Source organism: Acinetobacter sp. CAU_H_29a_1 (assembly GCF_058599505.1).
In genome coordinates, this window is record NZ_CM178655.1 from 105,123 (window position 1) to 128,929 (window position 23,807).

Annotated in this window: 20 protein-coding genes and 1 pseudogene; 12 read left to right on the forward strand and 9 right to left on the reverse strand. The window is 45.0% G+C overall.

Features of this window, described 5'->3' with window-relative positions; genetic code table 11:
* Window positions 1-64: 64 nt before the first annotated feature.
* From phoR to AC4MDD_RS00495, 3 genes are all read right to left on the reverse strand, one after another.
* Window positions 65-1,423 (reverse strand): phosphate regulon sensor histidine kinase PhoR, encoded by a 1,359-nt coding sequence (gene phoR / locus AC4MDD_RS00485; protein WP_004691795.1) that lies wholly within the window; start codon window positions 1,421-1,423, stop codon window positions 65-67.
* Between the two features lie 9 nt (window positions 1,424-1,432).
* Entirely contained in the window at window positions 1,433-2,143 is a 711-nt protein-coding gene (gene phoB, locus AC4MDD_RS00490; protein ID WP_004691794.1) for a phosphate regulon transcriptional regulator PhoB, read from the reverse strand.
* Between the two features lie 214 nt (window positions 2,144-2,357).
* Window positions 2,358-3,056: a TetR/AcrR family transcriptional regulator gene (locus AC4MDD_RS00495; protein ID WP_058951499.1), complete on the reverse strand. Its 699-nt coding sequence runs from the start codon at window positions 3,054-3,056 to the stop codon at window positions 2,358-2,360.
* A 203-nt stretch (window positions 3,057-3,259) separates the two neighbouring features.
* On the opposite strand from AC4MDD_RS00495, the gene AC4MDD_RS00500 reads away from it, so the two are divergent.
* Window positions 3,260-4,099, forward strand: coding sequence for an SDR family NAD(P)-dependent oxidoreductase (locus tag AC4MDD_RS00500; protein WP_287167632.1), 840 nt, complete (start codon window positions 3,260-3,262; stop codon window positions 4,097-4,099).
* Between the two features lie 98 nt (window positions 4,100-4,197).
* On the opposite strand, the gene AC4MDD_RS00505 is transcribed toward AC4MDD_RS00500, so the two are convergent.
* From AC4MDD_RS00505 to AC4MDD_RS00525, 5 genes and pseudogenes are all read right to left on the reverse strand, one after another.
* Window positions 4,198-5,565, reverse strand: a complete 1,368-nt coding sequence (locus tag AC4MDD_RS00505) for an MATE family efflux transporter (RefSeq protein WP_058951501.1) — start codon at window positions 5,563-5,565, stop codon at window positions 4,198-4,200.
* A 123-nt stretch (window positions 5,566-5,688) separates the two neighbouring features.
* Complete coding sequence (locus AC4MDD_RS00510; protein ID WP_491882167.1) at window positions 5,689-6,846, reverse strand: methionine aminotransferase; 1,158 nt, start codon at window positions 6,844-6,846, stop codon at window positions 5,689-5,691.
* Window positions 6,847-6,958: 112 nt separating this feature from the next.
* Window positions 6,959-8,266: a DUF445 domain-containing protein gene (locus AC4MDD_RS00515; protein WP_395474985.1), complete on the reverse strand. Its 1,308-nt coding sequence runs from the start codon at window positions 8,264-8,266 to the stop codon at window positions 6,959-6,961.
* Between the two features lie 16 nt (window positions 8,267-8,282).
* A complete protein-coding gene (locus AC4MDD_RS00520) occupies window positions 8,283-8,852 on the reverse strand; it encodes a CC0125/CC1285 family lipoprotein (protein WP_279691142.1) in 570 nt (189 codons plus the stop codon).
* Window positions 8,853-8,890: 38 nt separating this feature from the next.
* A pseudogene (locus AC4MDD_RS00525) lies at window positions 8,891-9,425 on the reverse strand (DUF924 family protein).
* Window positions 9,426-9,650: 225 nt separating this feature from the next.
* Here AC4MDD_RS00525 and gshA point away from each other — a divergent pair.
* Together gshA and AC4MDD_RS00535 are read left to right on the forward strand one after the other, a co-directional pair.
* Window positions 9,651-11,228, forward strand: coding sequence for a glutamate--cysteine ligase (gene gshA / locus AC4MDD_RS00530; protein ID WP_491882168.1), 1,578 nt, complete (start codon window positions 9,651-9,653; stop codon window positions 11,226-11,228).
* Window positions 11,229-11,247: 19 nt separating this feature from the next.
* Complete coding sequence (locus AC4MDD_RS00535) at window positions 11,248-11,763, forward strand: disulfide bond formation protein B (protein WP_151835587.1); 516 nt, start codon at window positions 11,248-11,250, stop codon at window positions 11,761-11,763.
* 54 nt (window positions 11,764-11,817) lie between these two features.
* Here AC4MDD_RS00535 and AC4MDD_RS00540 read toward each other — a convergent pair whose 3' ends face one another.
* Window positions 11,818-13,149, reverse strand: coding sequence for a PGAP1-like alpha/beta domain-containing protein (locus AC4MDD_RS00540; RefSeq protein WP_491882169.1), 1,332 nt, complete (start codon window positions 13,147-13,149; stop codon window positions 11,818-11,820).
* Window positions 13,150-13,389: 240 nt separating this feature from the next.
* On the opposite strand from AC4MDD_RS00540, the gene AC4MDD_RS00545 reads away from it, so the two are divergent.
* The 9 genes from AC4MDD_RS00545 to urtE all read left to right on the forward strand — a co-directional run bounded on the left by AC4MDD_RS00545 (window position 13,390) and on the right by urtE (window position 23,780).
* Complete coding sequence (locus AC4MDD_RS00545) at window positions 13,390-13,965, forward strand: YqiA/YcfP family alpha/beta fold hydrolase (RefSeq protein WP_078388343.1); 576 nt, start codon at window positions 13,390-13,392, stop codon at window positions 13,963-13,965.
* Between the two features lie 14 nt (window positions 13,966-13,979).
* Complete coding sequence (parE, locus tag AC4MDD_RS00550) at window positions 13,980-15,860, forward strand: DNA topoisomerase IV subunit B (protein ID WP_130235480.1); 1,881 nt, start codon at window positions 13,980-13,982, stop codon at window positions 15,858-15,860.
* A 76-nt stretch (window positions 15,861-15,936) separates the two neighbouring features.
* On the forward strand, window positions 15,937-16,338 hold the full coding sequence (locus AC4MDD_RS00555; protein WP_491882170.1) for a hypothetical protein: 402 nt from the start codon (window positions 15,937-15,939) through the stop codon (window positions 16,336-16,338).
* Between the two features lie 139 nt (window positions 16,339-16,477).
* A complete protein-coding gene (locus tag AC4MDD_RS00560) occupies window positions 16,478-17,812 on the forward strand; it encodes an IS4 family transposase (protein WP_201953753.1) in 1,335 nt (444 codons plus the stop codon).
* 357 nt (window positions 17,813-18,169) lie between these two features.
* A complete protein-coding gene (gene urtA / locus AC4MDD_RS00565) occupies window positions 18,170-19,450 on the forward strand; it encodes an urea ABC transporter substrate-binding protein (protein WP_491882171.1) in 1,281 nt (426 codons plus the stop codon).
* Between the two features lie 96 nt (window positions 19,451-19,546).
* Window positions 19,547-21,178, forward strand: a complete 1,632-nt coding sequence (gene urtB, locus AC4MDD_RS00570) for an urea ABC transporter permease subunit UrtB (RefSeq protein WP_491882172.1) — start codon at window positions 19,547-19,549, stop codon at window positions 21,176-21,178.
* A 4-nt stretch (window positions 21,179-21,182) separates the two neighbouring features.
* The gene (gene urtC, locus AC4MDD_RS00575) at window positions 21,183-22,256 is read left to right on the forward strand and encodes an urea ABC transporter permease subunit UrtC (RefSeq protein ID WP_491882173.1); all 1,074 of its coding nucleotides are present in this window, start codon (window positions 21,183-21,185) and stop codon (window positions 22,254-22,256) included.
* Window positions 22,253-23,071, forward strand: coding sequence for an urea ABC transporter ATP-binding protein UrtD (urtD, locus tag AC4MDD_RS00580; RefSeq protein ID WP_004691767.1), 819 nt, complete (start codon window positions 22,253-22,255; stop codon window positions 23,069-23,071). The genes urtC and urtD overlap by 4 nt, the downstream gene beginning before the upstream one ends.
* Window positions 23,072-23,081: 10 nt before the next feature.
* Window positions 23,082-23,780 carry an urea ABC transporter ATP-binding subunit UrtE gene (gene urtE, locus AC4MDD_RS00585; protein WP_078425113.1) on the forward strand — a complete coding sequence of 233 codons (699 nt, stop codon included), beginning with the start codon at window positions 23,082-23,084 and terminating at the stop codon, window positions 23,778-23,780.
* The last annotated feature ends 27 nt before the right edge of the window (window positions 23,781-23,807 follow it).

The window sequence follows — 23,807 nt, forward strand, 5'->3', positions numbered from 1 at the left end:
AAGGGACGTTGAGAGACAAAAAAAGCACCGATATCGGTGCTTTTTTATGTTTCTGAAGAAAGGTTTATTCAGGATTGTAGGTGCGTTCTTTGGGAAAAATCACTTTAAAAATAGAGCCTTGATTTTCTTTGGATTCAATTTCTAAATGTGCTTGGTGCTGCATTAATACGTGTTTCACAATTGCGAGTCCTAAGCCTGTGCCACCCGTTTGTCGACTGCGTGCGCTGTCGACACGGTAGAAGCGTTCGGTTAAACGCGGCAAGTGCTTAGGATCAATGCCGATACCAGTATCTTCCACGGTAAAATAAGCCTGCTCACCATTGTCATGCCAACCCATGGTCACCGTTCCGCCTTTCGGTGTGTATTTGATGGCATTGGTAATCAGATTACTAAAAGCGCTGGCCAACTCCATATCTGAACCGATTAAGTCGCAATGACTGTCGATATCGAGATTGAGCGTATGCCCATAATCAATATTATAGGCATGCGCATCGTCATAAAGTTGGTTCATTAAGCTAGGCATATCAATGATTTGATTTTTAGCAATTTGCTTGTCATTTTCTAGGCGTGACAGTAATAGCAAATCATTCACCAAGGCATTCATGCGTTTGGCCTGTGCCTGCATTTGGTCAAAGGCCCGCTTCCAACGTGGGTTGAGGTCTTCTTGGTCTGTAAAGGTTTCAATATAACCACTGAGTACTGTGAGCGGTGTGCGTAGTTCATGTGAAATGTTATCGACAAAGTCTTTACGCATTTGTTCGAGATTGTGCATGCGGGTCACGTCATAGGCGACTAGTAAGCGACTTTCACCCCCAAATCGGGTCATTTTGACTTGAACATAATGTTCATCAAAACTGGATGACTTCATTTTTAAGCCATCTGGTGCCGCATCAATATTATTGTAATAATCCACAAAACTCGGTTGGCGTAATAAAGTCAAAATATTACGGCCACGGTCATTTTGTTCGATGCCTAATAACCGTTCTGCGGCAGGGTTCCACCATTCAATTTGTTGCATGTCATCGATCAGCACCACGGCTTCTTGCAAAGCGACCAATGATGACTGTGCCCGATCAATCAACCCGACCATTTCCGCTTGTACAATCCGTTCTTGGCGCTGTGCACGATAAACATTGAACAATAATGCCCCCCAAATGCCCCCAAGGTTGGGTGGAACTTCGTAGGGACGATTGGAAATCCAGTCATTGACCAAATACAAAGAGCGCATTTGCAGAATGAAAAAAACGGCAAAGGCAAAGGAGATACACGTCCAAAAATAACCAACGCCAAAACCAATCAAGCTTGCAATCAGCAAGAAAAAGGCAAGGAGACGTAAGTCCTGTTTGGCAAAGCCCCATAAACTGCTGTATCGCGTTTTTTTATGCTCGCGCGCAAGTTCAGGGACCGGGTAGGGTTCATACATAAAACAAAATTAACCTAGGGCGATATCCGCACGTGTAGAGAATCGATAGCCTGTACCGCGAACTGTTTGCACAAAGCGATCTGCCGCATAAGGCTCAAGCACTTTACGTAAACGGCGAATATGCACGTCGATGGTACGGTCTTCAATATACACGTTTCCACCCCAGACTTGGTCAAGAAGTTGTGCACGGGTGTAGGCACGCTCAGGATGAGTCATGAAGAAGGCCAGTAAACGATACTCGGTTGGTCCCATGTCGAGGAAATTATTGCCAAAGCTGACCCGTTGGCTGACAGGGTCTAAGATTAAGCCATTGGCATCAATCGATTTTTCACCGCTGAGCGCATTAGCGCGGCGTAAAACGGCTTTAATGCGTGAAACCAATTCACGGGTCGAAAACGGTTTGGTCATGTAGTCATCTGCACCAGCGTCCAGACCTTGTACTTTATGGTCTTCTTCACCACGTGCCGTGAGCATAATCACTGGAATTTCAGAGAGATTTTCATCGCGCTTGAGACGGCGACATAAGTCTACGCCACTGACGCCACCAGGCATCATCCAGTCGAGCAAGATCAAAGCAGGGCGCTGATCCACAATCATTTGGTGGGCTTGTTTTGCATCTTCGGCTTGTAAGCATTGAAAGCCTGCCATATCCAACGAGGTGTGAATCATTTCTCGAATGGGAAGTTCATCATCGACGATTAAAATGTAGTCATCTTTCACAACGCAATATCCTATTGTAGGTAACGGCAGGCCGTTTTAATTTTATGACAGGCTTATTACAAAGATTAATTATGACAGTATCATTGCAAAAAACAGACGATTGATGAAATTTGCAAAAAAATGTGACAAAAAATCGTCATATTGGGATTCAAAATTAATGGAAGTTTAATCTAAATTGCATTCGAAAATGCCGATCTCATCCAAGTGAAAAGTCTTAGACATCCAATTTTTCCCGTGCATTCGGGTCAGAAAAGGTTTCTAGGAGTGAAATAAACACAATACGGCTGGAGGTTAAAACTTCTTCAAAGGATTGTTTAAACCCACTGACCACCCAACGGATCGCAATTTGCGTAACATAGCCATTGAGGCCTGTGGCGACCAGCGAAATTTCTCGTTCGGAACGATTAATTTGCGGCATCATCAGCATCACAAAGGCCTGAATCATTCGGTCAAAACGGGTCATGGTTTCATGAATGGTGGCTTGGTTATGTAATTCTTGGACCAACATTGCATCGATATAAATAATACGCGCCATGCGGGGATTATCTTTTAAGGTGGTGAGCAGGGCACGCAGTCCAGCATCAATCATTTTGTGTGGATCTGAAGAAGCTTGCATGATGGCTTGCATGACATTGTGCTGTAACTCATCGATCAGCTTTAAAAAAATAGTTTGAAACAGTTGCTCACTTTTTTTAAATGACTCATAAAAATAACGTTCAGTGAGCTTGGCTTCATTACAAATATCTTTCACCGTCACGGCAAAAAAGCCGTGAGTGCCGTAGGCTTCAATTCCTGCTTCAATCAGTTTTTCACGACGCAGCTGTTTACGTTCAGAAAGCGATAAGCCCTTGAATTGTCTTTCTTTGGTTTTATTGTTATCGCTGTTTTTTTGTACTGGTTCAGATGCCGTCATCAGATTTCATCGCCCTATTTTAAAGCCAAGGTTTTGCATAGTTTAGCAATAAACCACGACTCTACCTATGCGTAGGCTTTAATCTCTAGCTGGTTTTCATGGACTTGACACTTTTGGCTATTAAATTTATGACAATTGATATTGTCAATTATAAAAAAAGCATCTACAGTCGATGTACAAAGATAAAGGACAACCACAATCTCATGAAGAATTTTAAAAATAAAGTCGCGGCAATTACAGGTGCAGGATCGGGTATTGGCCAACAATTGGCACTTTTATTGGCCAAGGCAGGCTGTCATGTATCATTGAGTGATGTTAATGAGCAAGGTTTGGCGAAAACAGTTGAACTGCTACAAGGCAGCAATGTCCGTGTCACCACGAAAAGATTAGACGTCTCAGACCGTTTAGCGATGCAAGCGTGGGCTGAAGAAACCGTACAAAATCATGGTTCTGTGAATATGATTTTTAATAATGCTGGCGTTGCTTTGGGTTCAACCGTAGAAGGTGCATCCTATGAAGAGCTGGAATGGATCGTGGGGATTAATTTCTGGGGTGTGGTCTATGGCACCAAAGAGTTTCTGCCTTATATTAAGAAAACAGGAGATGGGCATATCATCAATATTTCCAGCTTATTTGGTCTCACGGCTCAACCGACTCAATCTGCTTACAATGCTACTAAATTTGCGGTGCGTGGCTTTACCGAGTCATTACGCCAAGAGTTAGATATGGAAAACTCTGGCGTGAGCGCATTGTGCGTGCATCCGGGTGGGATTCGAACCAATATTGCCAATGCAGCCAAAGTGAATGACAGCTTGCGTAGCATCGGGATGAACCCTGAGAAGTCTGCGCAGACCTTTAATAAATTATTACGCTGTCCACCTGAAGAAGCAGCGCGTCAGATTTTAGAGGCGGTACAAAAAGACAAGCGTCGTTTATTGATCGGCAATGATGCGAAAACGTTAGATTTGATTCAGCGTATCTTACCAACGGGCTACCAAAAAGTGACGGCTTTTGCGACCAAATTAAGCCAAAGAAAGTCTTAATGTCGTGATGTAAAAAACCCGCTTTGGCGGGTTCTTTTATGCTTAATTTTAATGAGTGTCATGATCAAAAACGTGTTCTATCAAATATCTGTTTAGCTTTAAATGAGCGTTTCAATGGTCTTTTTCTTCCAAATAAATTGATAATAAAGCCCCTGCATAATGCATAAGCTGACAAAGGCCAGTGCATAAGCATACCAAATACCTTGCAGTCCCCACCATTCACTAAATAAGTAGGCACAGGGCACTTCAATCGCAATAATCGCAATGATATTGATGATCATGGGCATGGTGACTGTACCGCTGGCCCGCATAATGGAGGCAAAAATGGCACTGGCACCAAAGAATAAAATGGACCACAGCACAATGAACAACAGCTGTTGCCCTAGCTCAACTACTGCATGGTCAGTGATAAAGAGTGCCATGAGGTATTTGGAGAAAAGATAAGCCAAGACCACCAAGGAACCTGTAATGATGATGTTCATGCCGAGCGCGGTACGTGTGACTTTGGCCAATAACTCGGATTTGCCTGCGCCAATGGCTTGCGCACCAAAAATCGATGCAGCAATGGCAATCGATAGAGCAGGGAATTGAATATAATTCAGGACCTGATTGACCGCACCATAAGCTGCGGTCGCATCGGCCCCGTGGCGGTTGACTAGGCCCACAATCACAAGACCCGCGACGGAGGTGGTGATCATTTGAATGCCTGTTGGAACTCCTAAGCGGAGAATGATTTTACTCAGCTGGCGGTCAAAGCGAATATGACGTAGCAGTTGTGCATCAAGCCTGAGTGGGTGCTGTTTATAGTTCAAATAGAAATACAAAAAGGTCAGCACAGAAACAAAGCCTAAAATGGTCGCAATGGCAGGTGCAACAATCCCCAGTTTGGGAAAGCCAAAATAACCCGCAATCAGAACTGGCGTGACACAAAGCCCAATCAAGATGGTCATGCCAGAAGCAATCAGAGGTGTCGTGCTGTCTCCGACACCGCGTAAAATTGAGGTATAAATAATATATACAAACAGTAGGGGACTACCTGCCAACATCCATTGCACATAAGGTAGCGAGAGATGCATAACATCTTCATCGATACCCAAAGCCGATAAAATTGGTCGCGCAAAAATCACCCCTAAAAATGCAATAAAGCTGCCACCAATGAGAGTCATAAAAATAGTGGAGCCGACCACCGCACGGACTTTTTCAATATTCTGTGCGCCCCATGCTTGACCAACCAAGACGGTAGAACCTGCTGATAGTCCAATTACGAAGGCCATTAAGCAAAATAGGATGGGGAAGAACACTGCAACCGCTGCAATCGCCTGCACACCCATCATCTGTCCGACAAAGATGGTATTAATCGTACCCGACAGATTTTGCAGAATATTGGTGGCAATCAAAGGCATCAGGAAAATAAAAAAGGCTTTCCATAGCTTTTGCTGTTGCACCAATGGGGTGTGTGCTGACATAGGTCATCCTGAGGTTATTTTTATTACATTTCTAAGGCTTACCCTAGCATAGTTCAGTGTTAAAAAGCCGATGTATTTCAGTAAGCGAAGCCTGTTCTTGTGCAAAAGCAAAGCTGAAAAAATTTATACGCTTTGCAAAATTTCAGCTGCCTGAGCCAAGGTTTGATCGGTCTTTGCAAAGCAAAAACGAATCATGCGCAAAGCCTCTGGTGCCTGCTGATAAAACACCGAAACAGGAATGCCAACAATGCCATGCTGCTCTGCCAGAAAGCGGCAAAATTCAACATCGTTTAAATCGGGACGAATGTGGCTGTAGTCGACATTTTGAAAGTAAGTGCCTTGCGAAGGCAACCATTGAAAGCGTGAACCGGTTAAACCCTCAATAAAACGATCGCGTTTTGCTTGATAAAAGCCCGCTAAGTTTTGAATATGCTCAGGATGTTGCTGCATATAATTGGCTAACGCCAGTTGTACCGGGGTGACTCCGCAGAAGTTGGCAAACTGATAGACCTGACGGAACAGTTGCATCAGCGCAGGTGTAGCAACGCAGTAGCCCGTTTTCCAACCCGTCACATGAAAGGTTTTGCCAAAGGACCCCACCACTACACTACGCTCACGCAGTTCAGGAAAAGACAAAGCCGAATAGTGACGTTGACCATCAAATACTAGATGTTCATAGACTTCATCAGACAGGACTAAAATATTGGTGTCGCGAATCAGTTCAATCAGCATCAACCAATCTTGCTTACTCCAAATGGCACCACTTGGGTTATGTGGTGTGTTGATAATGATCAGTTTGGTTTTGGCAGTGATGGCTGATTTGACCTGCTCCCAATCGACCGAAAAATGTGGGGGGTGGAGCGCAATATGAATGGCTTTGCCCCCAACCAAAGCCACACTTGGCGCATAGCTGTCATAACTGGGGTCAAAAATGATGACTTCATCATCCGCATGGACTACGGCTTGAATGGTGGCAAAAAGGCCAATGGTTGCGCCCGGAGTGATGGTAATTTCAGTCATCGGGTCGAGCTGAATCTGATCGCGGTGTGCAAATTGCTGCGCCAGTTGCTCGCGTAATAACCAGACTCCATCGCCTGGAGCATACTGATTGAAACCACTTTGAGTGGCCTGTGCTAAAGCATCCAGCAGTTCAGCAGGAGCTTCGAAGTCTGGAAAACCTTGGGATAGATTTAGTGCATTTAAGCGCTGTGCCATGGCAGTCATAGTGCTGAAAATAGTGACGCCTTGTGCAGGCAGTTTAGATGAAGGCAACTGAATCATGAATGCTTAAAAGTGTCTAAATATCAGCCCAAAATAGCATATTCATCCCCTTTTACTTATGCAAATTTTGCATGTAGGGCAGGGGTGAAGCATGCATTTTTGTGGATTGCTTTTATAAGAGCTGTTCAACTGCCGCGCGAATAATCCCCAGTGCTAAGCCAATAAATGCACCGACTACGACGCCATTGACCCGAATCATATGCAAGTCGCCACCGACTTCATTTTCGATCTTGTCAATCATCACACTGGAGTCCCATTCGTGAATACGTTCACTGATAAAACGAATGACTTTTTCACTGTATTGGTCACTGAGATTGACCGCAATGCCGCTGAGGCGTTGATTAAGCAAGTCTCTGACGGCTTGATTGGAGATGATGTTTTCCCCGATTTGTTGAATGGATACACGGATGTTGTGAGCAATACCAGAGTCTGGTTTTTGCAAGTCTTGTTTAATGGCATCACATAAAATGACCACTGCACCGCTAATAAAATTCAGCACTTGTGGGCTATCTAGCAGGGCGTCTTTGGTCTGGTTTAAACGCTGACTGGCCCTACTGTCGCTGTCTGCCAGTTCGAGCATAAGCGCGTGTCCTATTGCTTCAATCTTTTGACGCCATGGATGCTCAGGATCGGCCAACATCGATTCGACTCGTTGAATGAGTGAGTCGATGGTTCTTTGCTGCACATCGATGCCAATCCAACTGGCCCCTTTGGCCAGTTTCCAAACCCCGAGTTCTTTGAACAAGGTTCGGGTCAACTCACGACTTTGTTCAGGATGTTGGGTCATCCAGTCATGTGCCAAGTCGAGTCCGCGTTGTAATACATCTTGATGGAAATCATTTTCCAGCACTGCACGCAGCATTTCACTGGCCAAATGATTGACCTGAGTGTTACGCACCCACTGCACGCTGTTACTTTGAATAAAGCGTCCGATTTGTTCTTGGCCCACAAACTCAAAGACTTTAGGCACAGTTTGTTGAATGACTTGGGTGACTTGCAGATTGTTTTGTGGGTTGGCAAGCCATTGGCCAACGGCCAAAGACAGGTCGGTGCTTTGCAGGCTTTTTTCCACCACTTGTGGAGAAAGAAAGTTCTCTTGTACAAAGCGGCCCATAGACTCTGCAATACGGTCTTTGTTACGAGGAATAATTTCGGTGTGATCGCGTAAAAACTTTGGAATCGGCATTTTTCCAAAGGGATTACGGAACAGCACAGTAATGGCATACCAGTCAGCCAAGCCACCGACCACACCTGCTTCTGCGGATAACATTAAAATATGAATGATCCAAACCTTGTCTGTGGGGACAAACTTGGCCACGACCATCAGCAGCAGCCATGTCACCACTGCCGTGATTAGGGCAATGGTGGCAAAACGTTTGCTGCGTTTCAGACTCGATGGGACGGCTTGAGGTTCATTCATAGGCAGGCTCTATGCTTTATTTACTGGTCGACGCGGGGCTGCCAGGTTCAGGCGGTGGGAGCACTTCACCAGTTGGGCTCAAACCGTATTTTCCACCCAGCGATTTTAAAATCAGCGTGGCATCAAAGGCATCGCTTGGTGCAGATTTTTGGTCTTTAAAGCATTGAATGCTGTATGACACTTGTACGGGGTCAATGTCGACTACACGTGGTACATCGTAGAACGGATCAGGCCAAAAGGCTGGATGGCGAGAATAATAACCATATGGGTAGTAAGGCATTGGGTTTGAATACACCACGGCCTGCCTTGGGGGTTGGTTTTGGTTGCTTGGGTCATTCAGCACTTTAAAGAAGCGATAACCATTTTGCACTGTGGTTTGCGCGGCTTTGACCAGGGTAATTTCTTCAGCCGTGCCATAGCTCATATTTGGGCGCGCTTGGAAGCTGATGCGATAAGTCGAGGTGTTTAATGGCGTATTACTAAACCGACCTAACTGGTCGAAGGTTAAGGGCTTTGAGGGGGTAGAGGCACAGCCTACTAAACTCAGACCCGTCGCCAGTGCACAGGCGATTAAAATTTTCTTCATGAGATAGACTCCTTAGCACAGAGGGAGAAGCCGAACAGTTAAAAATGGCTGTTGGGCTGAGTCAAAAAATCCAGTTCTTCTTGGCTTGAGTTGCGGCCAAGGACTTGGTTCCGATGCGGATAGCGTCCAAAACGATCGATAATCACTTTGTGACGCTGTTCAAAATCGAGGTTAATCGGATTGCCTAAGTCTTCGAATAATTTTAAAGCATATTGATGAATAAGTTTCGATTCACTATGCATAAAGGGCATATATAAAAAACTACGTGGGTGGCAGTGCTGCATCCAGTTTTAGCGTGATGGCTTCTTGTGCCAAAGCCAAGGCCAAAGCGTCCTGAGCAAAGACCAAAGAACTGTTGCGATACAGGTTTCTCGACAGTTGGTCGAGCACAATAATTTCAGCCAAACGCCCCTCAGCACTACTGCGCCAAGACCATAGCTCAGCATGCGCCGCTTGTTGATGAATTGTCTTAAATTTTTCTTCGATGAGTGCATCGAACGCATCATTTTGGCTAAACCACCAGCTTTGGTTTTTGGGATCGAACCAAAAATCTAAAATTTCTTGATAATTCATAAAGTTTACAATTCTTTAGCATTTATTCTTCAATACAATCACACTTTTGATATGTCTAATAGCGTAACTTTGTGATAAATATTTTCCGAAAAAATAGAACAGATGGTTTACTTGAAAATAGGACTGGGTGTAATGTGCCGAATTAAAATCACGTTATACTGATATAAACTGATGATTTTATTTTATTCGTCGTTGTAATTGTTTCTTCCAAAAAGTGAGATTGTAATGGGTCAACCCGCATCTAAATCTACAGCTGTGTTACCGACTTGGGTCAATTCATCACTTTTGCAAGGGATGTTACGTGGGATTGAGCGTGAAAGTTTGCGCATGCAAAGTGATGGTTTTTTATCACAAGCCGACCACCCTCAAGCTTTGGGTTCTGCACTGACCCATCCGCATATTACGACGGATTATTCGGAAGCTTTATTAGAATTTATTACACCGCCCCAGCCCAGCATTACCGAGGCGTTGCACTATTTAAAAGACATTCATAGCGTGGCGCATCGTCATCTGGAACATGGTGAAAAGCTCTGGCCGCTGTCGATGCCATGTATGTTGGATGACAATGACGATAAAATCCGCTTAGCCCAATATGGCAGCTCAAATATCGGGAAGTTCAAGACCTTGTACCGTCATGGTTTAGGGGTACGTTATGGTCGCCGTATGCAAACCATTTCAGGTTTACACTATAACTTATCTTTTCCTGATCAACTGTTTGAACAATTACAACAACACGAAACAGATGAGGCACTAAAAGCCTTATCTGCACAAGACTATCGTAGTCACCGCTATTTTGGATTGATCCGCAACTTTATTCGCCTTACGCCGTTGGTGATGTTTTTGGTCGGGGCAAGTCCATCGGTCTGCCAGTGTTTTATGACAGGGCGTGAACATCATCTGTTGCCATTGCTGCGCGGGACCTTGTATTTACCTTATGCAACTGCTTTGCGAATGGGACGTTTTGGTTATCAAAACTCAGCACAAAAGCAGCTCGGGATTCATTACAACAATATCGACGGTTATCTCGAAGGCCTACAAAAAGCAGTCAAAACGGCTTATGCGCCGTTTAGTCGCTTAGGCCTCAACGATGCGCAGGGAGAGCCGATTCAAATTAATGATCATGTCCTGCAAATTGAAAATGAGTACTACAGTTTGGTGCGGCCAAAGCAAGTACCACAAGCAGGTGAAACTCCATCACAAGCGCTGAGCAATCGTGGTGTCGGTTATGTGGAACTGCGTGCGGTGGATGTGAACCCGTATAGCCCAATTGGGATCAATGAAGATACCGCAGGTTTCTTAGAAGTGCTGGCGCTGTACTGCTTATTGCTAGATAGCCCAGACTTATTGGCCGCAGAGCAAGATCAAATCGAGAAAAACCAAGCGGAAGTGGTCAATCGTGGTCGCGCACCGAATGCTGCAATTGCTGTGGGTGAGCAATCGTTCCCAATTGAAGCATGGAGTCAGTTTCATTTAGAGGCTATGCAAGAACTGGTTGTGTTGTTAGATCAGTGCTATGACACCACACTGTATAGTAAAGCGATGACAGTCATGCAACAGAGAGTCGCTGAAGTTGATGATACTTTGTCGGCGCAGATGATCGAAGATACTCTGGAAGCGGGTGGGACATGGGGCTTTGGTAGCCAAATGGCTGCACAACATGCATCGAGTTATGAGCGTCATCAGTTGAGTGCAGAGACATGGGCTTATTTTGACGATTTAGCTACGCAATCACTGCAACAACAACAGCAATTAGAGCAAGACAGTCAACTGAGTTTTGAACAGTATCTTGCGCAATTTAGATAAAAAATTAAGAGGATTGACCATGCAATGGAGTTATCGCTTCGTGAGTGGTGTTTTGGTTTTAGCCAGTATCATTGGGATGGCCTTTGCCTTATATTTAGAGCATGGCCCCCTACAGTTAAACCCATGTCCACTCTGTGTGTTCCAACGTGTGGGACTGATTGGACTGGGGATTATTTCGCTGATTGCCTTTTTGCATAACCCAGCATCGAATGGTTTTAAACGCTTTTATGCATTTTTAGGCAGCCTCTCGATCTTATGGTCGGCAGGTGTGGCAGCACGTCATGTTTGGTTACAGAGCTTACCGCCTGATCAAGTGCCGAGCTGTGGCCCAGGCTTGGATTATTGGTTAGACACGTTGCCACTGCGTGCTGTGTTTGAGCAAGTCTTAACAGGTTCAGGTGAATGTGCACTGGTAGATTGGGCGTTCTTAGGTCAGTCTTTACCTGTGTGGTCTTTGGTGTTTTTTGTGGCACTGGCGTTGATTAGCCTGTGGCAACTGTTGCGTAAATATCCAAGCCATGCGAAGAAAAAATAATAAAGATAAAAAAGCCAACGTCATATTGGCTGTTTTATTGGATGTATCAGTGGTTTAGGTGAGTGCAATGCCTTCTAAGTCATCTAGCCCGATCATGTATTCATGCACTTGACCATATTCCGTTTCAGTTGGATTTGGATAGAACCAATTGACGATTTGTTCGGCAACACTGGCATGGGTGTGTAGCTCAAAATGGTTTAAGCCATAGAAAATGGCTTTATGTGAATCGGGGACTTTCAGTTGAAAGCGTGGATTCATATGCTCGCCTAAGGCACTTTTCACACAGACCAAATAATCCCCAATCACATTGAGCGCACGATATTTGCGATGTTCAAACTCAATGGTACCTGCCACCAAGAAGGTATTGATATGGGAGGGCAATGGAGCAGGTTTACGGTTGTCATCAACATGACCAATACGCGCTTCATTATGTTCCCAGTCATCGTCCCGCACACTGCCATGACGTAAGTCTAAAATACCGTTGCTGCGAATGTTGACGATATGCCCAATAATTTTGACAAAAGGGAAACGTCCCAATTTGTCCTGCAAATGAAAGCCAAAACGTTCTAAAGCCGCACCATGATGGGGAGAACCAATACAGACCATGTTTTCCACCACATGAATCCAGCTTTGCATATTTTGTTTGCCGTAGAACAGCGCACTGCGCGAAACCAGTCCGCCCATACTGTGCCCAATCAGATCAATCGAGCTAATCCGTGGGTTGCGGTTGAGTAAATCTTGTAGTGAGTTGGCAAAGCTACGCCCATTGGCTGAAATACGACGACCCGTGTTGTAGTTGAGATATAGCATGGTATTTTGTGCACGTTGCGCCAGCAGTTTTTCCCCTATACCGCCATAACGCGCCGTGCTCCAGTACAAATGGTTCATGCATAGACCGTGGACCATAATCACCACGCGACCAGACAACTCGCCTTGCTGGATAGCACCGTAATGATCATAAAACACCATCGGTAGCGCCACAGGGTTGTGATATTTCAGTAAATAGTCGCCCAAAACGCCGTTGATTGCACCAACTAAATAATGCATGGTTGGGGTTAAGGGTTTGCGATGCAAATTTGGAAATTTTTCAATGATATGACGCAAACTTGGCGCCAATAAATAGCTACCGTAGTTTTGCAAGGTATTGAAGGAAAACTGGTAAATTTTTTCAATTGACCGTGTCGACAGAAACTTCTTGGAACTGGTTTCATTCATCCCAAATATACTGATTAAAATTTCTCGTTGAATGGCCTGAATTAAATCGTGGACGACATCGCCTAAGCGGGTTGTCACCAACTGAGCAATCCCTTCAAGCAGGTCGGCTTGGCTGGGAGGAGTACGATCCCATTTACAATAGGTCTCGTGCAGAGGCGTTAAACTTGGCATTTTTTCTACCCTTGTGTTTCTGTGTCCAAAGGGACTTTATTTTTTTCAACGATCACGGTATAAATTCTTAGCACTCTAGCTTATCTAATTCATCTCGAACAACTTTTACAATAGCGATGAATACACAGATGACCTTATTTTTTTGTCTGACAATTTTTATATCCATACAAAATAATACAGTCGGCTGATGCCATCTCTTTTGAGTTCAATAAAAATGATGTAGAAGAGTAAATGTACAGCATGAATATTATTTATTTACATGGCTTTCAAAGCAGTTCTTTATCGATTAAAGGTCAATTGCTGAAACGCTATTGCGAATCTCGTCCACAGTGGCATGTGCATTTGCCAGACTTGAACATGCCGCCACATTTGGCCTTAGAAAAATTGGCCGCCTTGATTCAGGAGTTGGATCAGGTGGTGCTGGTGGGCAGTAGTTTAGGTGGGTTTTATGCGACACAACTGGTCGCGAAGTTGGCAGTGCCGGCTGTGCTGATCAATCCAGCTATGCAACCATGGCATTTGTTCAGAGATCTATTTGGTGCGACTCAACTGCCCTATAGAGTCAATGAACATTGGACGCTCGATGATGCGCAATTGGACTATTTAGAGCAGATTGAGCTGCCATTTGTGCAAGATGCAGACAAAATTTTAGTGTTATTGCAACAAGGCGATGAAGTTTTGGATTATCGTGAAGCACAGCGCTATTATAATGGCGCAGCGCTCGTGATCTCGGAAACGCAAGGCAATCATGCGATGGAAGATTTCGCAGACAAAATACCGATGGCATTACAGTTTTTATCGGACTGCTTAAAATAAGGAAACAGTACAACGTGTCTCAATATACGGCTCAATCGCTTGAAGTATTATCTGGTTTAGATCCGGTACGTCGTCGTCCCGGCATGTATACCGATACCACACGCCCAAACCATTTGGCGCAAGAGGTTATTGATAATGCAGTCGATGAGGCACTGGCCGGTCATGCCAACAAAATTACTGTCACCGTTTATAAAGATGGTTCGCTCTCAGTCGAAGACAATGGTCGTGGCATGCCTGTCGATATTCACCCTGAATACGGTCAAAGCGGGATCGAGATCATCTTAACCAAACTGCATGCTGGTGGTAAATTCAGTACCGACAACTACCAGTTCTCAGGTGGTTTGCATGGCGTAGGCATTTCCGTGGTAAATGCCTTATCTAGCCGAGTCGAAGTAGAAGTTCAGCGTCAAGGCAACCTCTACCAAATGGCGTTTGAGCAGGGTGAACCGACTGCGCCCTTGACGGTGTTAGAAGGCAAAGCTCCGAAGCGTGCCACAGGAACCACCGTTCACTTTTGGCCTGAAGCCAAATATTTTGATTCACCGAAATTTGCTCTGAAAGCGCTGAAGCACAACTTAAAAGCCAAAGCCGTTTTGGCGGCAGGTTTGCAAATCAATTACGTTGACCAAATCAATGACGAAAAAATCGTTTGGCAGTTTGAAAATGGCCTCGTCGATTATTTGATGGATGAAATTGAAGATCGTGAGATTCTGCCTCATCCAGCCTTTGTGGCAACAGGAGATGCTGAGCGTGCCAGTGCTGAATTTGCCATTTGTTGGAATGTCGATGGCGGCGAATTGGTTCAAGAAAGTTATGTGAACTTGATTCCAACGGCACAGGGCGGAACCCATGTAAATGGTCTACGCTCAGGTGTGACCGATGCGATGCGCGAGTTTTGTGAACTGCGTAATTTGCTGCCACGTAATATGAAGCTGTCGGCTGAAGATGTTTGGGATGGTGTGAACTATATTTTGTCGTTGAAGTTCCAAGAGCCACAGTTTTCAGGCCAAACCAAAGAGCGTTTATCCAGCCGTGAAGCGTCAGGCATTGTTCAAAACATTGCCAAAGATGCTTTTGCACTGTGGTTGAACCAAAACTCCGATATTGCCATGCAGTTGGCTGAAATGGCGATCTCAAAAGCGGGTCGTCGTCTGAAAGCTGCGAAAAAAGTTGAACGTAAGAAAATTGTGGCAGGGCCGACGTTACCCGGCAAACTGTCAGACTGTGTTGGACATACCTTAGAAGAGTCTGAACTGTTCATTGTGGAAGGGGATTCTGCGGGTGGTTCAGCCAAGCAGGCGCGTGATAAAAACTTTCAAGCGATCATGCCTATTCGTGGAAAAATCTTAAATACGTGGGAAGTCTCTTCTGATGAAGTCTTGGCTTCGCAAGAAGTGCATAACATTGCCATTGCGATCGGGGTCGATCCGGGGTCGGATGATTTATCCGAATTACGTTATGGCAAGATTTGTATTTTGGCCGATGCTGACTCGGATGGTCTACACATTGCGACGCTGTTGTGTGCTTTGTTTGTGAAACATTTTCCAATCTTGGTTGAAGAAGGACATCTGTATGTGGCGATGCCACCGCTGTATCGAATTGATGATGCAAAAGATGTGCACTATGCCTTGGACGATGACGAGCTTGAAAGCATGTTGAAAAAATGCAAAACCAAGAACCCGCAAATTACTCGATTTAAAGGTTTGGGTGAAATGAACGCAAGCCAACTGCGTGAAACTACGCTGGATCCAAACACACGCCGTTTGGTGCAATTAGATTTGGATGACAGTCATTTTACTGCTGGTTTGTTGGACAAGTTGCTGGCCAAAAAACGTTCGAGTGACCGTAAAGAATGGTTAGAGCAGAAAGGTAACTTGGCCGAATTGGTGGTTTAAGATATTGATAAGCCTGCGTAAAGTGGGCTTATCTATTATGATGATTAAAAACTAAATTGGCTTTAAGAGAATAATAATGGAATATCAAGAAAAACATTTAGCGGAAAATATACGAAATGATATGGGCATGAATGAAGAAGAATTACAGGAAATGCGTCAAGCTGATGTGGATGATGAAACACTACATGCCTTAAGCTTAGCAGGGCGTGTCGAATGGAAAAAAAGAATTTTGTATTATGCCAATTTATTAAATTCTGAGATGAAAAAAATTTTAGACAATGAGTTAGCACTAGGTAATCGAATCAGTGATGCACATTGTGATTATCCTGAACAAGGCTCAATACACGTTACCCTTGCTGAAAAGTTTAAAGGAAATTATAAAGAACAAAATGTTAAATATACGAAAGGTAATGATCCACATTATTGGTTTGAAGATTACACATCACTAAATCAACCTAGGCATATGATTCTGCATTAAATGCATAAATTGTGTTATTTGAACACTTTTAATCTAAAAATAAAAAGCCCGTACATTGCGCAATGCTGTTCACTTAAGCAATTGAAGCGTGGCGGAGTTTGTTAGAGAATCCGATGTCGGGTTTGGCATTGGATTTTTTATGGTGTTTCAGCAGGATCTTCTCGACCTCAACAGTCTGTTTAACTTCTCGGATCTGAATACATTTACTCATAATATCCCCATTGAGTGGGTTGAATCTGCACTTAAATTGAGCAGTTCGGCTACTATCCGCAGGCGACGCTTGCCCGCAGATCAGGTTCTTTGGCTGGTTCTCGGAATGGCGATTTTTCGTGATGAGCCTGTCCATGAAGTGGCAAGAAGACTAAATATTTGCGCTCAAGGACTGGCCTCTCTTGACCTGTTGGCACGCAGCGGGGTAACTGAAGCACGTAAGCGTTTGGGTGCAGATCCTGTGGAGTGGCTGTTTCGCCAGACAGGTCAGCACTGGGGACATGAGCGTTACCCAGATGATCAATGGCAGGGGCTTCAGGTCTTTGCTGTCGACGGTGCACTCTTGCGAACCCAAGATACAAATGATCTTCGTGAGCATTTTGGCTCAGGGAATACTTCCACGCAGCGCCAGACGCCATTTCCGATGCTACGGCTCGTCGCACTGATGAATGTGCGCTCGCATATATTAGTCGATGCGCAGATCAGTCCCTATCGCCGGGGGGAGATTCCTCTGGCGTCGAAGTTTCTCAGCCAGATTCCCGATCATTCGATCACCTTGTTTGACAAGGGTTTTTGGAGTGCGGACTTATTGCTTTCACTCTCGATGCAGGGTCAAGGTCGTCACTGGTTGATTCCGGAACGCAAAAATCTGAAAAGTGAGGTGATCGAGACGTATGCAGAAGATGACGTGCGGGTACGGATGAAAGTATCACCCCAAGCAAGAAAGAACAACCCGATGCTCCCCGAATACTGGGAAGTCAGGCAAGTCAGTTATGCTGTGGATAAGGGACGAATAAAGACGGTTCTGACCTCGCTGCCGGCCGATCAGTATCCTGCAAAGGATATCGCTAGACTCTATCAAGAACGCTGGGAAATCGAATTAGGTTTTCGGGATATCAAAAGCTCGATGCAGCATAATGCCATCACGCTTCGCAGCAAGACAGTAGAGCTGGTTTATCAAGAGCTGTGGGGTCTATTGCTGACCTACAATATTATCCGGCGAGAAGCGGCATTTGCAGCGGTAGCCTTTGGGCGTTCACCTTCGGATATCCGTTTCAAGCCTGTATGCCAGTACATAGCCGTTCAGCTGATCGTGATGGCGAATGCCAACCCATTATCAAGAACTGGCAGGCGGCTATCGGAGCTGAGATCAGGGATAGGTAGCCTGTTTCTGGAAAGGCGTTCGAGGGCAACAACACCCCGAACGGTTAAGATGTCAAAAACCCGTTATCCAGTAGATCGAAATGCTGCTCCTCTTAAGTGAACAGCATTGCGTACATTGCGGGCTTTTTGTTGCGCAGATGGGCAATAAGATTGCGCTTAATCTGTGCACAATTTTTCAGTCAATCGATTGAATTAGGCGAAATGAATTGATTTGGAACACATGATGTATACAAGTTTGTATGCAGAAAAGTAGCCATTTGGGCGCAAATCAATCTAAAATACAGTGTATTTAAAAATTAATAAATTATTGATAAATATTAAAATAATTAAAAATTTGATAATGATTTGTATATCCTGAAATCCCGCTTGGCATAGAAATTGAATTGGCACTCATAGCGCGAATAACAATCATGCATTGCAAAATGCACCCTAAGTTTCAAGTTTGGAGAAAATCAAGATGTTCCAACAAAAATTACTCACGAAAACATTCCTTGCAACTGCAATGATGGGGACTATTGCTTTGACAGGTTGTTCAAAACCTGCGGAGAAAGTGGAAACAGCAACGTCTGAGCCAGCAGCAGTGAGCAGTGGTGACACCATCAAAGTCGGAATTTTGCACTCTCTGTCAGGCACCATGGCAATTTCTGAAACCTCACTCAAAGATACGGCCTTGATGACCATCAATGAAATTAACGCCAATGGTGGGGTACTGGGTAAAAAATTAGAACCTGTAGTGGTCGACCCAGCATCTGATTGGCCTTTATTTGCTGAAAAAGCACGTCAACTCATTACCCAAGATAAAGTCGCGGTGATTTTTGGTTCATGGACATCGGTATCGCGTAAGTCAGTGTTACCTGTGGTAGAAGAGTTGAATGGTTTATTGTTCTATCCCGTGCAGTATGAAGGGCAGGAGCAGTCGAAAAATATTTTCTATACAGGCGCCGCACCGAACCAACAGGCGATTCCTGCGGTGGAATATTTGATGAGCGAAGAGGGCGGTAAAGCAGAGCGCTTTGTGCTACTCGGTACGGACTATGTCTACCCACGCACCACCAATAAAATTTTACGTGCGTTCTTGAAGTCCAAAGGTGTGGCCGATGCGGACATCATGGAAGAGTACACCCCCTTCGGTCATAGTAACTATCAAACCATTGTCGGTAATGTGAAGAAATTTGCTGCGGGTAAGAAAACCGCAGTAATTTCAACCATCAATGGCGATTCTAACGTACCGTTCTATCGTGAGCTGGGTAACCAAGGCATTAAAGCTTCGGATATTCCAGTCATGGCTTTCTCTGTGGGGGAAGAAGAACTCCGTGGTATTGATACCAAACCATTGGTTGGACATTTGGCTGCTTGGAATTATTTCATGTCGGTGAAAAACCCGACCAATACTGAATTTGTGAATAAAATGAAGCAGTATGCGGTGCAGTATAAGCTGCCGAATGCTGACAAAATCGTAACCAATGACCCGATGGAAGCCACTTATGTGGGCATCAATATGTGGAAGCAAGCGGTTGAAAAAGCAGGCAGTACCGATGTTGATAAAGTTCGTGTTGCGATGGCTGGTCAAGAGTTCAAAGCACCTTCAGGCTATACCTTAAAAATGGATGCTGAAAATCATCATCTACAAAAACCAGTGATGATTGGTGAAATCCGTGGTGATGGTCAGTTTGATGTGGTCTATAAAACACCAACTGTGATTAAGGCGGAACCTTGGAGTCCGTACATTCCTAAATAATTTTCTTAAGCGTTGAGCCTACTGCGATTGCTGTGGGCTTTTCAGTAAGCACATCCCGATGTGGGGTGTTTTAAACAAGCTTAAGGAAGTCATATTATGAATCTTAAATTTTTTTGTGCCGCACTGCTGTGCGCAATGGCACAGCTCGTGAGTAGCAGTATTTGGGCTGAAGAGGCGCAACTTTCTGCTCAGGCCCAAAGCGTATCAGCATCGAATGATACGATTCAACGTTTTGTCAAAGCTGAGTTTGCTGAGCGCCGTGCCATGCTTAACCAATGGCCGGGGACGATTGAAGAATTTGATCGACTGGTGGCACTGATCGACAGTGATGAGCTGTATCGGGACAGTGCAGGCACGACGTATATTTTAAAAAATAATGAAAAATTATTGCGTTATCCCGATGAGCAAGTGATTGAAACTTGGCCGGGGGATTTGTCTCAGGTAACTTTGGTCAACACCTTACGTAAAGCCTTAAACTTTGGACAGGCACAGGCCAAATTAAAATCTGAAGAATCTGCCCAACGTTTAGCAGCCATTGATATTTTAGAAAATAATCTGTCTGAACTGAATGTTGCGCAGATTAATCAGCTCTATCTGCATGAACAAAATAATAAAGTTAAACAGCGCTTGGCACAGCTCAAAGCGCGCCTCGACTTTGAAAGTCCAGATGTTTTAGTCCAAATTCAGGCTGCTAAAGTCCTTACCAATTCCAACCGTCCCGAGGTGCTGGCACTGGTTGAGCAGGCTTTAACTCAATCAAATTTGAACCCCGAACTCAAAGCTGTTTTGCTGGATGCCAAAAGTCAGATTAAAACCCGCATTCAAGCCAGTGAATGGGCTGGACATGTGTTTTCAGGTTTCAGTACAGCCAGCATTTTACTGCTAGCAGCGCTCGGTTTAGCCATCACTTATGGCTTGCTGGGTGTGATTAATATGGCGCATGGTGAGTTGATTATGATTGGGGCCTATACCACCTATGTGGTGCAAAGCCTGTTTAAGACCTACTTGGGTAGCTATGTCGATTGGTATTTGATTGCTGCCATTCCCGCAGCCTTTTTGGTGAGCGCGTTGATTGGCATGTTGATTGAACGGACGGTAATTCGACCACTCTATGGTCGTCAGCTGGAAACACTGTTGGCGACTTTTGGGGTCAGTCTGATTTTGATGCAATTGGTGCGGATGATTTTTGGCGCACAAAATGTTGAAGTCTCGAATATTTCTTGGTTATCGGGCGGGATAGCGCTGAGTCCAAGTTTAATGCTGCCGTATAACCGGATTGCCATTATTGTGTTTACGGTTGCGGTGCTACTGCTGTTGGTTTACCTGCTTAATAAAACTCGCTTTGGTCTGTTTGTTCGTGCCGTGACACAAAACCGTCAAATGGCACGTGCTGTTGGTATTCGCTCTAGCCGTATCGATATGTTGGCCTTTGGGCTGGGTTCTGGGCTGGCTGGTCTAGCGGGCTGTGCCTTAGCGCAAGTGGGCAATGTTGGGCCTGATTTGGGTCAGAACTATATTATCGATGCTTTCTTGGTCGTTGTGGTGGGTGGTGTAGGACAAGTTTGGGGAGCTGTGCTGGCGGCACTTGGTTTAGGGATCAGCGGTACAGTCCTTGAAATTGGGATGGGGGCTGTTCTTGCTAAAATTATTCTACTGGTTCTTGTGATTTTGTTTATTCAAAAACGTCCACAAGGTTTGTTTGCCATCAAAGGCCGTTTTGTGGAGTAAGCGCATGAAAATCACTTCTTTATTTTCCGATAAACCTTATAGTGCGCTCGCTATTGCGGTCTGCTTTGCGGTGATGTTGATCCTGCCTTGGTTACATTTGCTACCAGTCGATGCAGCCTTTCATCTCTCTGCGTATTGGGTCACCTTGATTGGTAAAATCATGTGTTTGGCTTTGGTGGCTTTGGCGTTGGACTTGGTTTGGGGTTATGCAGGCATTTTAAGCCTAGGCCATGGCTTGTACTTTGCCCTTGGTGGCTACGCGTTTGGTATGTATCTGATGCGCCAGACGGCAGGTGACAGCCTGCCTGACTTTATGCGTTTTTTAAGCTGGACTGAACTACCGTGGTATTGGGTGGGCAGCAATCATTTCTTATGGGCTTTGGCCTTGGTGGTATTGGTGCCCGGTATGGTGGCCTTCATCTTTGGTTTCTTTGCCTTTCGCTCCAAAATTAAAGGCGTGTATTTCTCGATTATTACCCAAGCCATGACATTTGCTGCGGCACTGTTATTTTTCCGCAATGAAACAGGCTTTGGCGGAAACAATGGGTTTACTGGCTTTAAGACTATTTTAGGCATGGACATCACGTCTGCGCCCATGCGTACCACCTTATGTTCTCTAACGGCTTTGGTGTTGATGCTGTGCTTTGTGGGGTTGCGTCATCTCATGAATAAACCCTACGGTCGTGTGCTGGGGGCGATTCGGGACAGTGAAAACCGCTTGCAGTACTTGGGCTATCGTACGCTGTGGTACAAGCTTTCTGCATGGGTACTGTCCGCAGTGATTGCAGGTATTGCAGGAGCTTTGTATGTGCCTCAGGCTGGCATTATTAACCCGAGTGAAATGAACCCTGTCAATTCGATTGAAATGGCGGTATGGGTGGCTGCGGGTGGGCGTGGCACCTTGATTGGCCCAATTTTGGGTGCAGGGTTAATTAATGGCGTGAAAACTTATTTCACCGTGGCTTATCCAGAAGCATGGTTATTGATCTTGGGTGCTTTATTTATTGTGGTCACCATTTTCTTACCCAAAGGTGTCATTGGTCTGTTTGACCGTTTTAAAAAGGAGCGTAGCAAATGAGTGAGCTAATACAACCTCATGGTGGCCATGCTTCAGACGGCTATGGACGTCCCAAAGAGCAAGGCGCCGACTTCAGTCATGGGATTGCACTGTACTTGGAAAAAGTTAGTGTTTGGTTTGATGCTTTTCGTGCCTTAAATGATTTATCGCTATACATCCAAGAAGGCGAGCTACGCTGCATCATTGGGCCCAATGGGGCAGGTAAAACCACACTAATGGATGTGATTACGGGTAAAACCCGACCGACCGAAGGCTCCGCTTTTTTTGGGCAAAACTATGATTTGGCCAAGATGAGTACCGAGCAAATTGCGGAAGCAGGCATTGGACGTAAATTTCAAAAACCAACGGTGTTTGAAAACTTTAGCGTGATGGAAAACTTACTGCTTGCTGCACCCAAAGATAAGCGGGTGAAGAAAAGCTTTTTTAGCAAACTTGACCCAGATGCACAGCTGGCTTTGGACGAGTCTTTGGCTCAAATTCGCCTAGAAGAATGGGTACACAAACCTGCGGGGCTGTTGTCACATGGACAAAAGCAATGGTTGGAAATCGGTATGTTGCTTATGCAACGTCCTAAGCTGATTCTACTCGATGAACCTGTGGCGGGTATGACCGATGCCGAAACGGAACGAACCGCTGAGCTATGTTTAGAGCTGAAGAAAAATCACACCTTGGTGGTGGTTGAACATGATATGAGCTTTATCGACACCATCAGTGAGAAGGTGACGGTACTGGCTCAAGGGGCGATCTTAGCCGAAGGTACATTGGCTGAGGTACAGGCCAATGAAGATGTGATTGAGAAATATTTAGGACGTTAAGGAGCCGACCATGTTAGAAGTCAAAGACGTCAATCAGTTTTACGGTGGCAGCCATATTTTAAGAGATGTCTCCTTTCAGGCCCCTGTGGGAGAGTGCTCCGTGGTGCTGGGGCGTAATGGCGTAGGGAAAACCACTTTACTGAAATGTTTAATGGGGATTTTACCGATTAAGTCCGGACAGATTTTACTTGATGGTCAGGACATTTCGAAAATGAGTCCCGAGCAACGCGTGCGTGTAGGTTTGGCTTATGTGCCGCAAGGGCGTGATATTTTTTCAACCTTAACTGTCGAAGAAAATATCCTGATTGGCATGGCCAAGTTTAAGGGGGTGAAAACTCGAAAAGTGCCTGAGCATTTGTATGAAATTTTCCCAATTTTAGATGAAATGAAGCACCGCCGAGGCGGAGATTTATCAGGGGGGCAGCAGCAGCAACTGGCGATTGCGCGTGCTTTAGCATCAGAGCCTCGGGTGTTAATTTTGGATGAGCCTACAGAAGGCATTCAACCTTCTATTATCAAAGACATTGGCCGAGTGATTCGTAAACTGGCGGATGGCGGCGACATGGCGGTGGTTTTGGTCGAGCAGTTTTATGATTTTGCCGAGGAGCTGGCCGATGCATATACCGTCATGGCCCGTGGGCAAGTGATTGCGCAAGGCGCAGGCTGTGAAATGCCTGCAAAAGGTATTCGAGAATTGGTAGCGATTTAAGCTTTTTTATTCTCCCCCCTCTTCCCA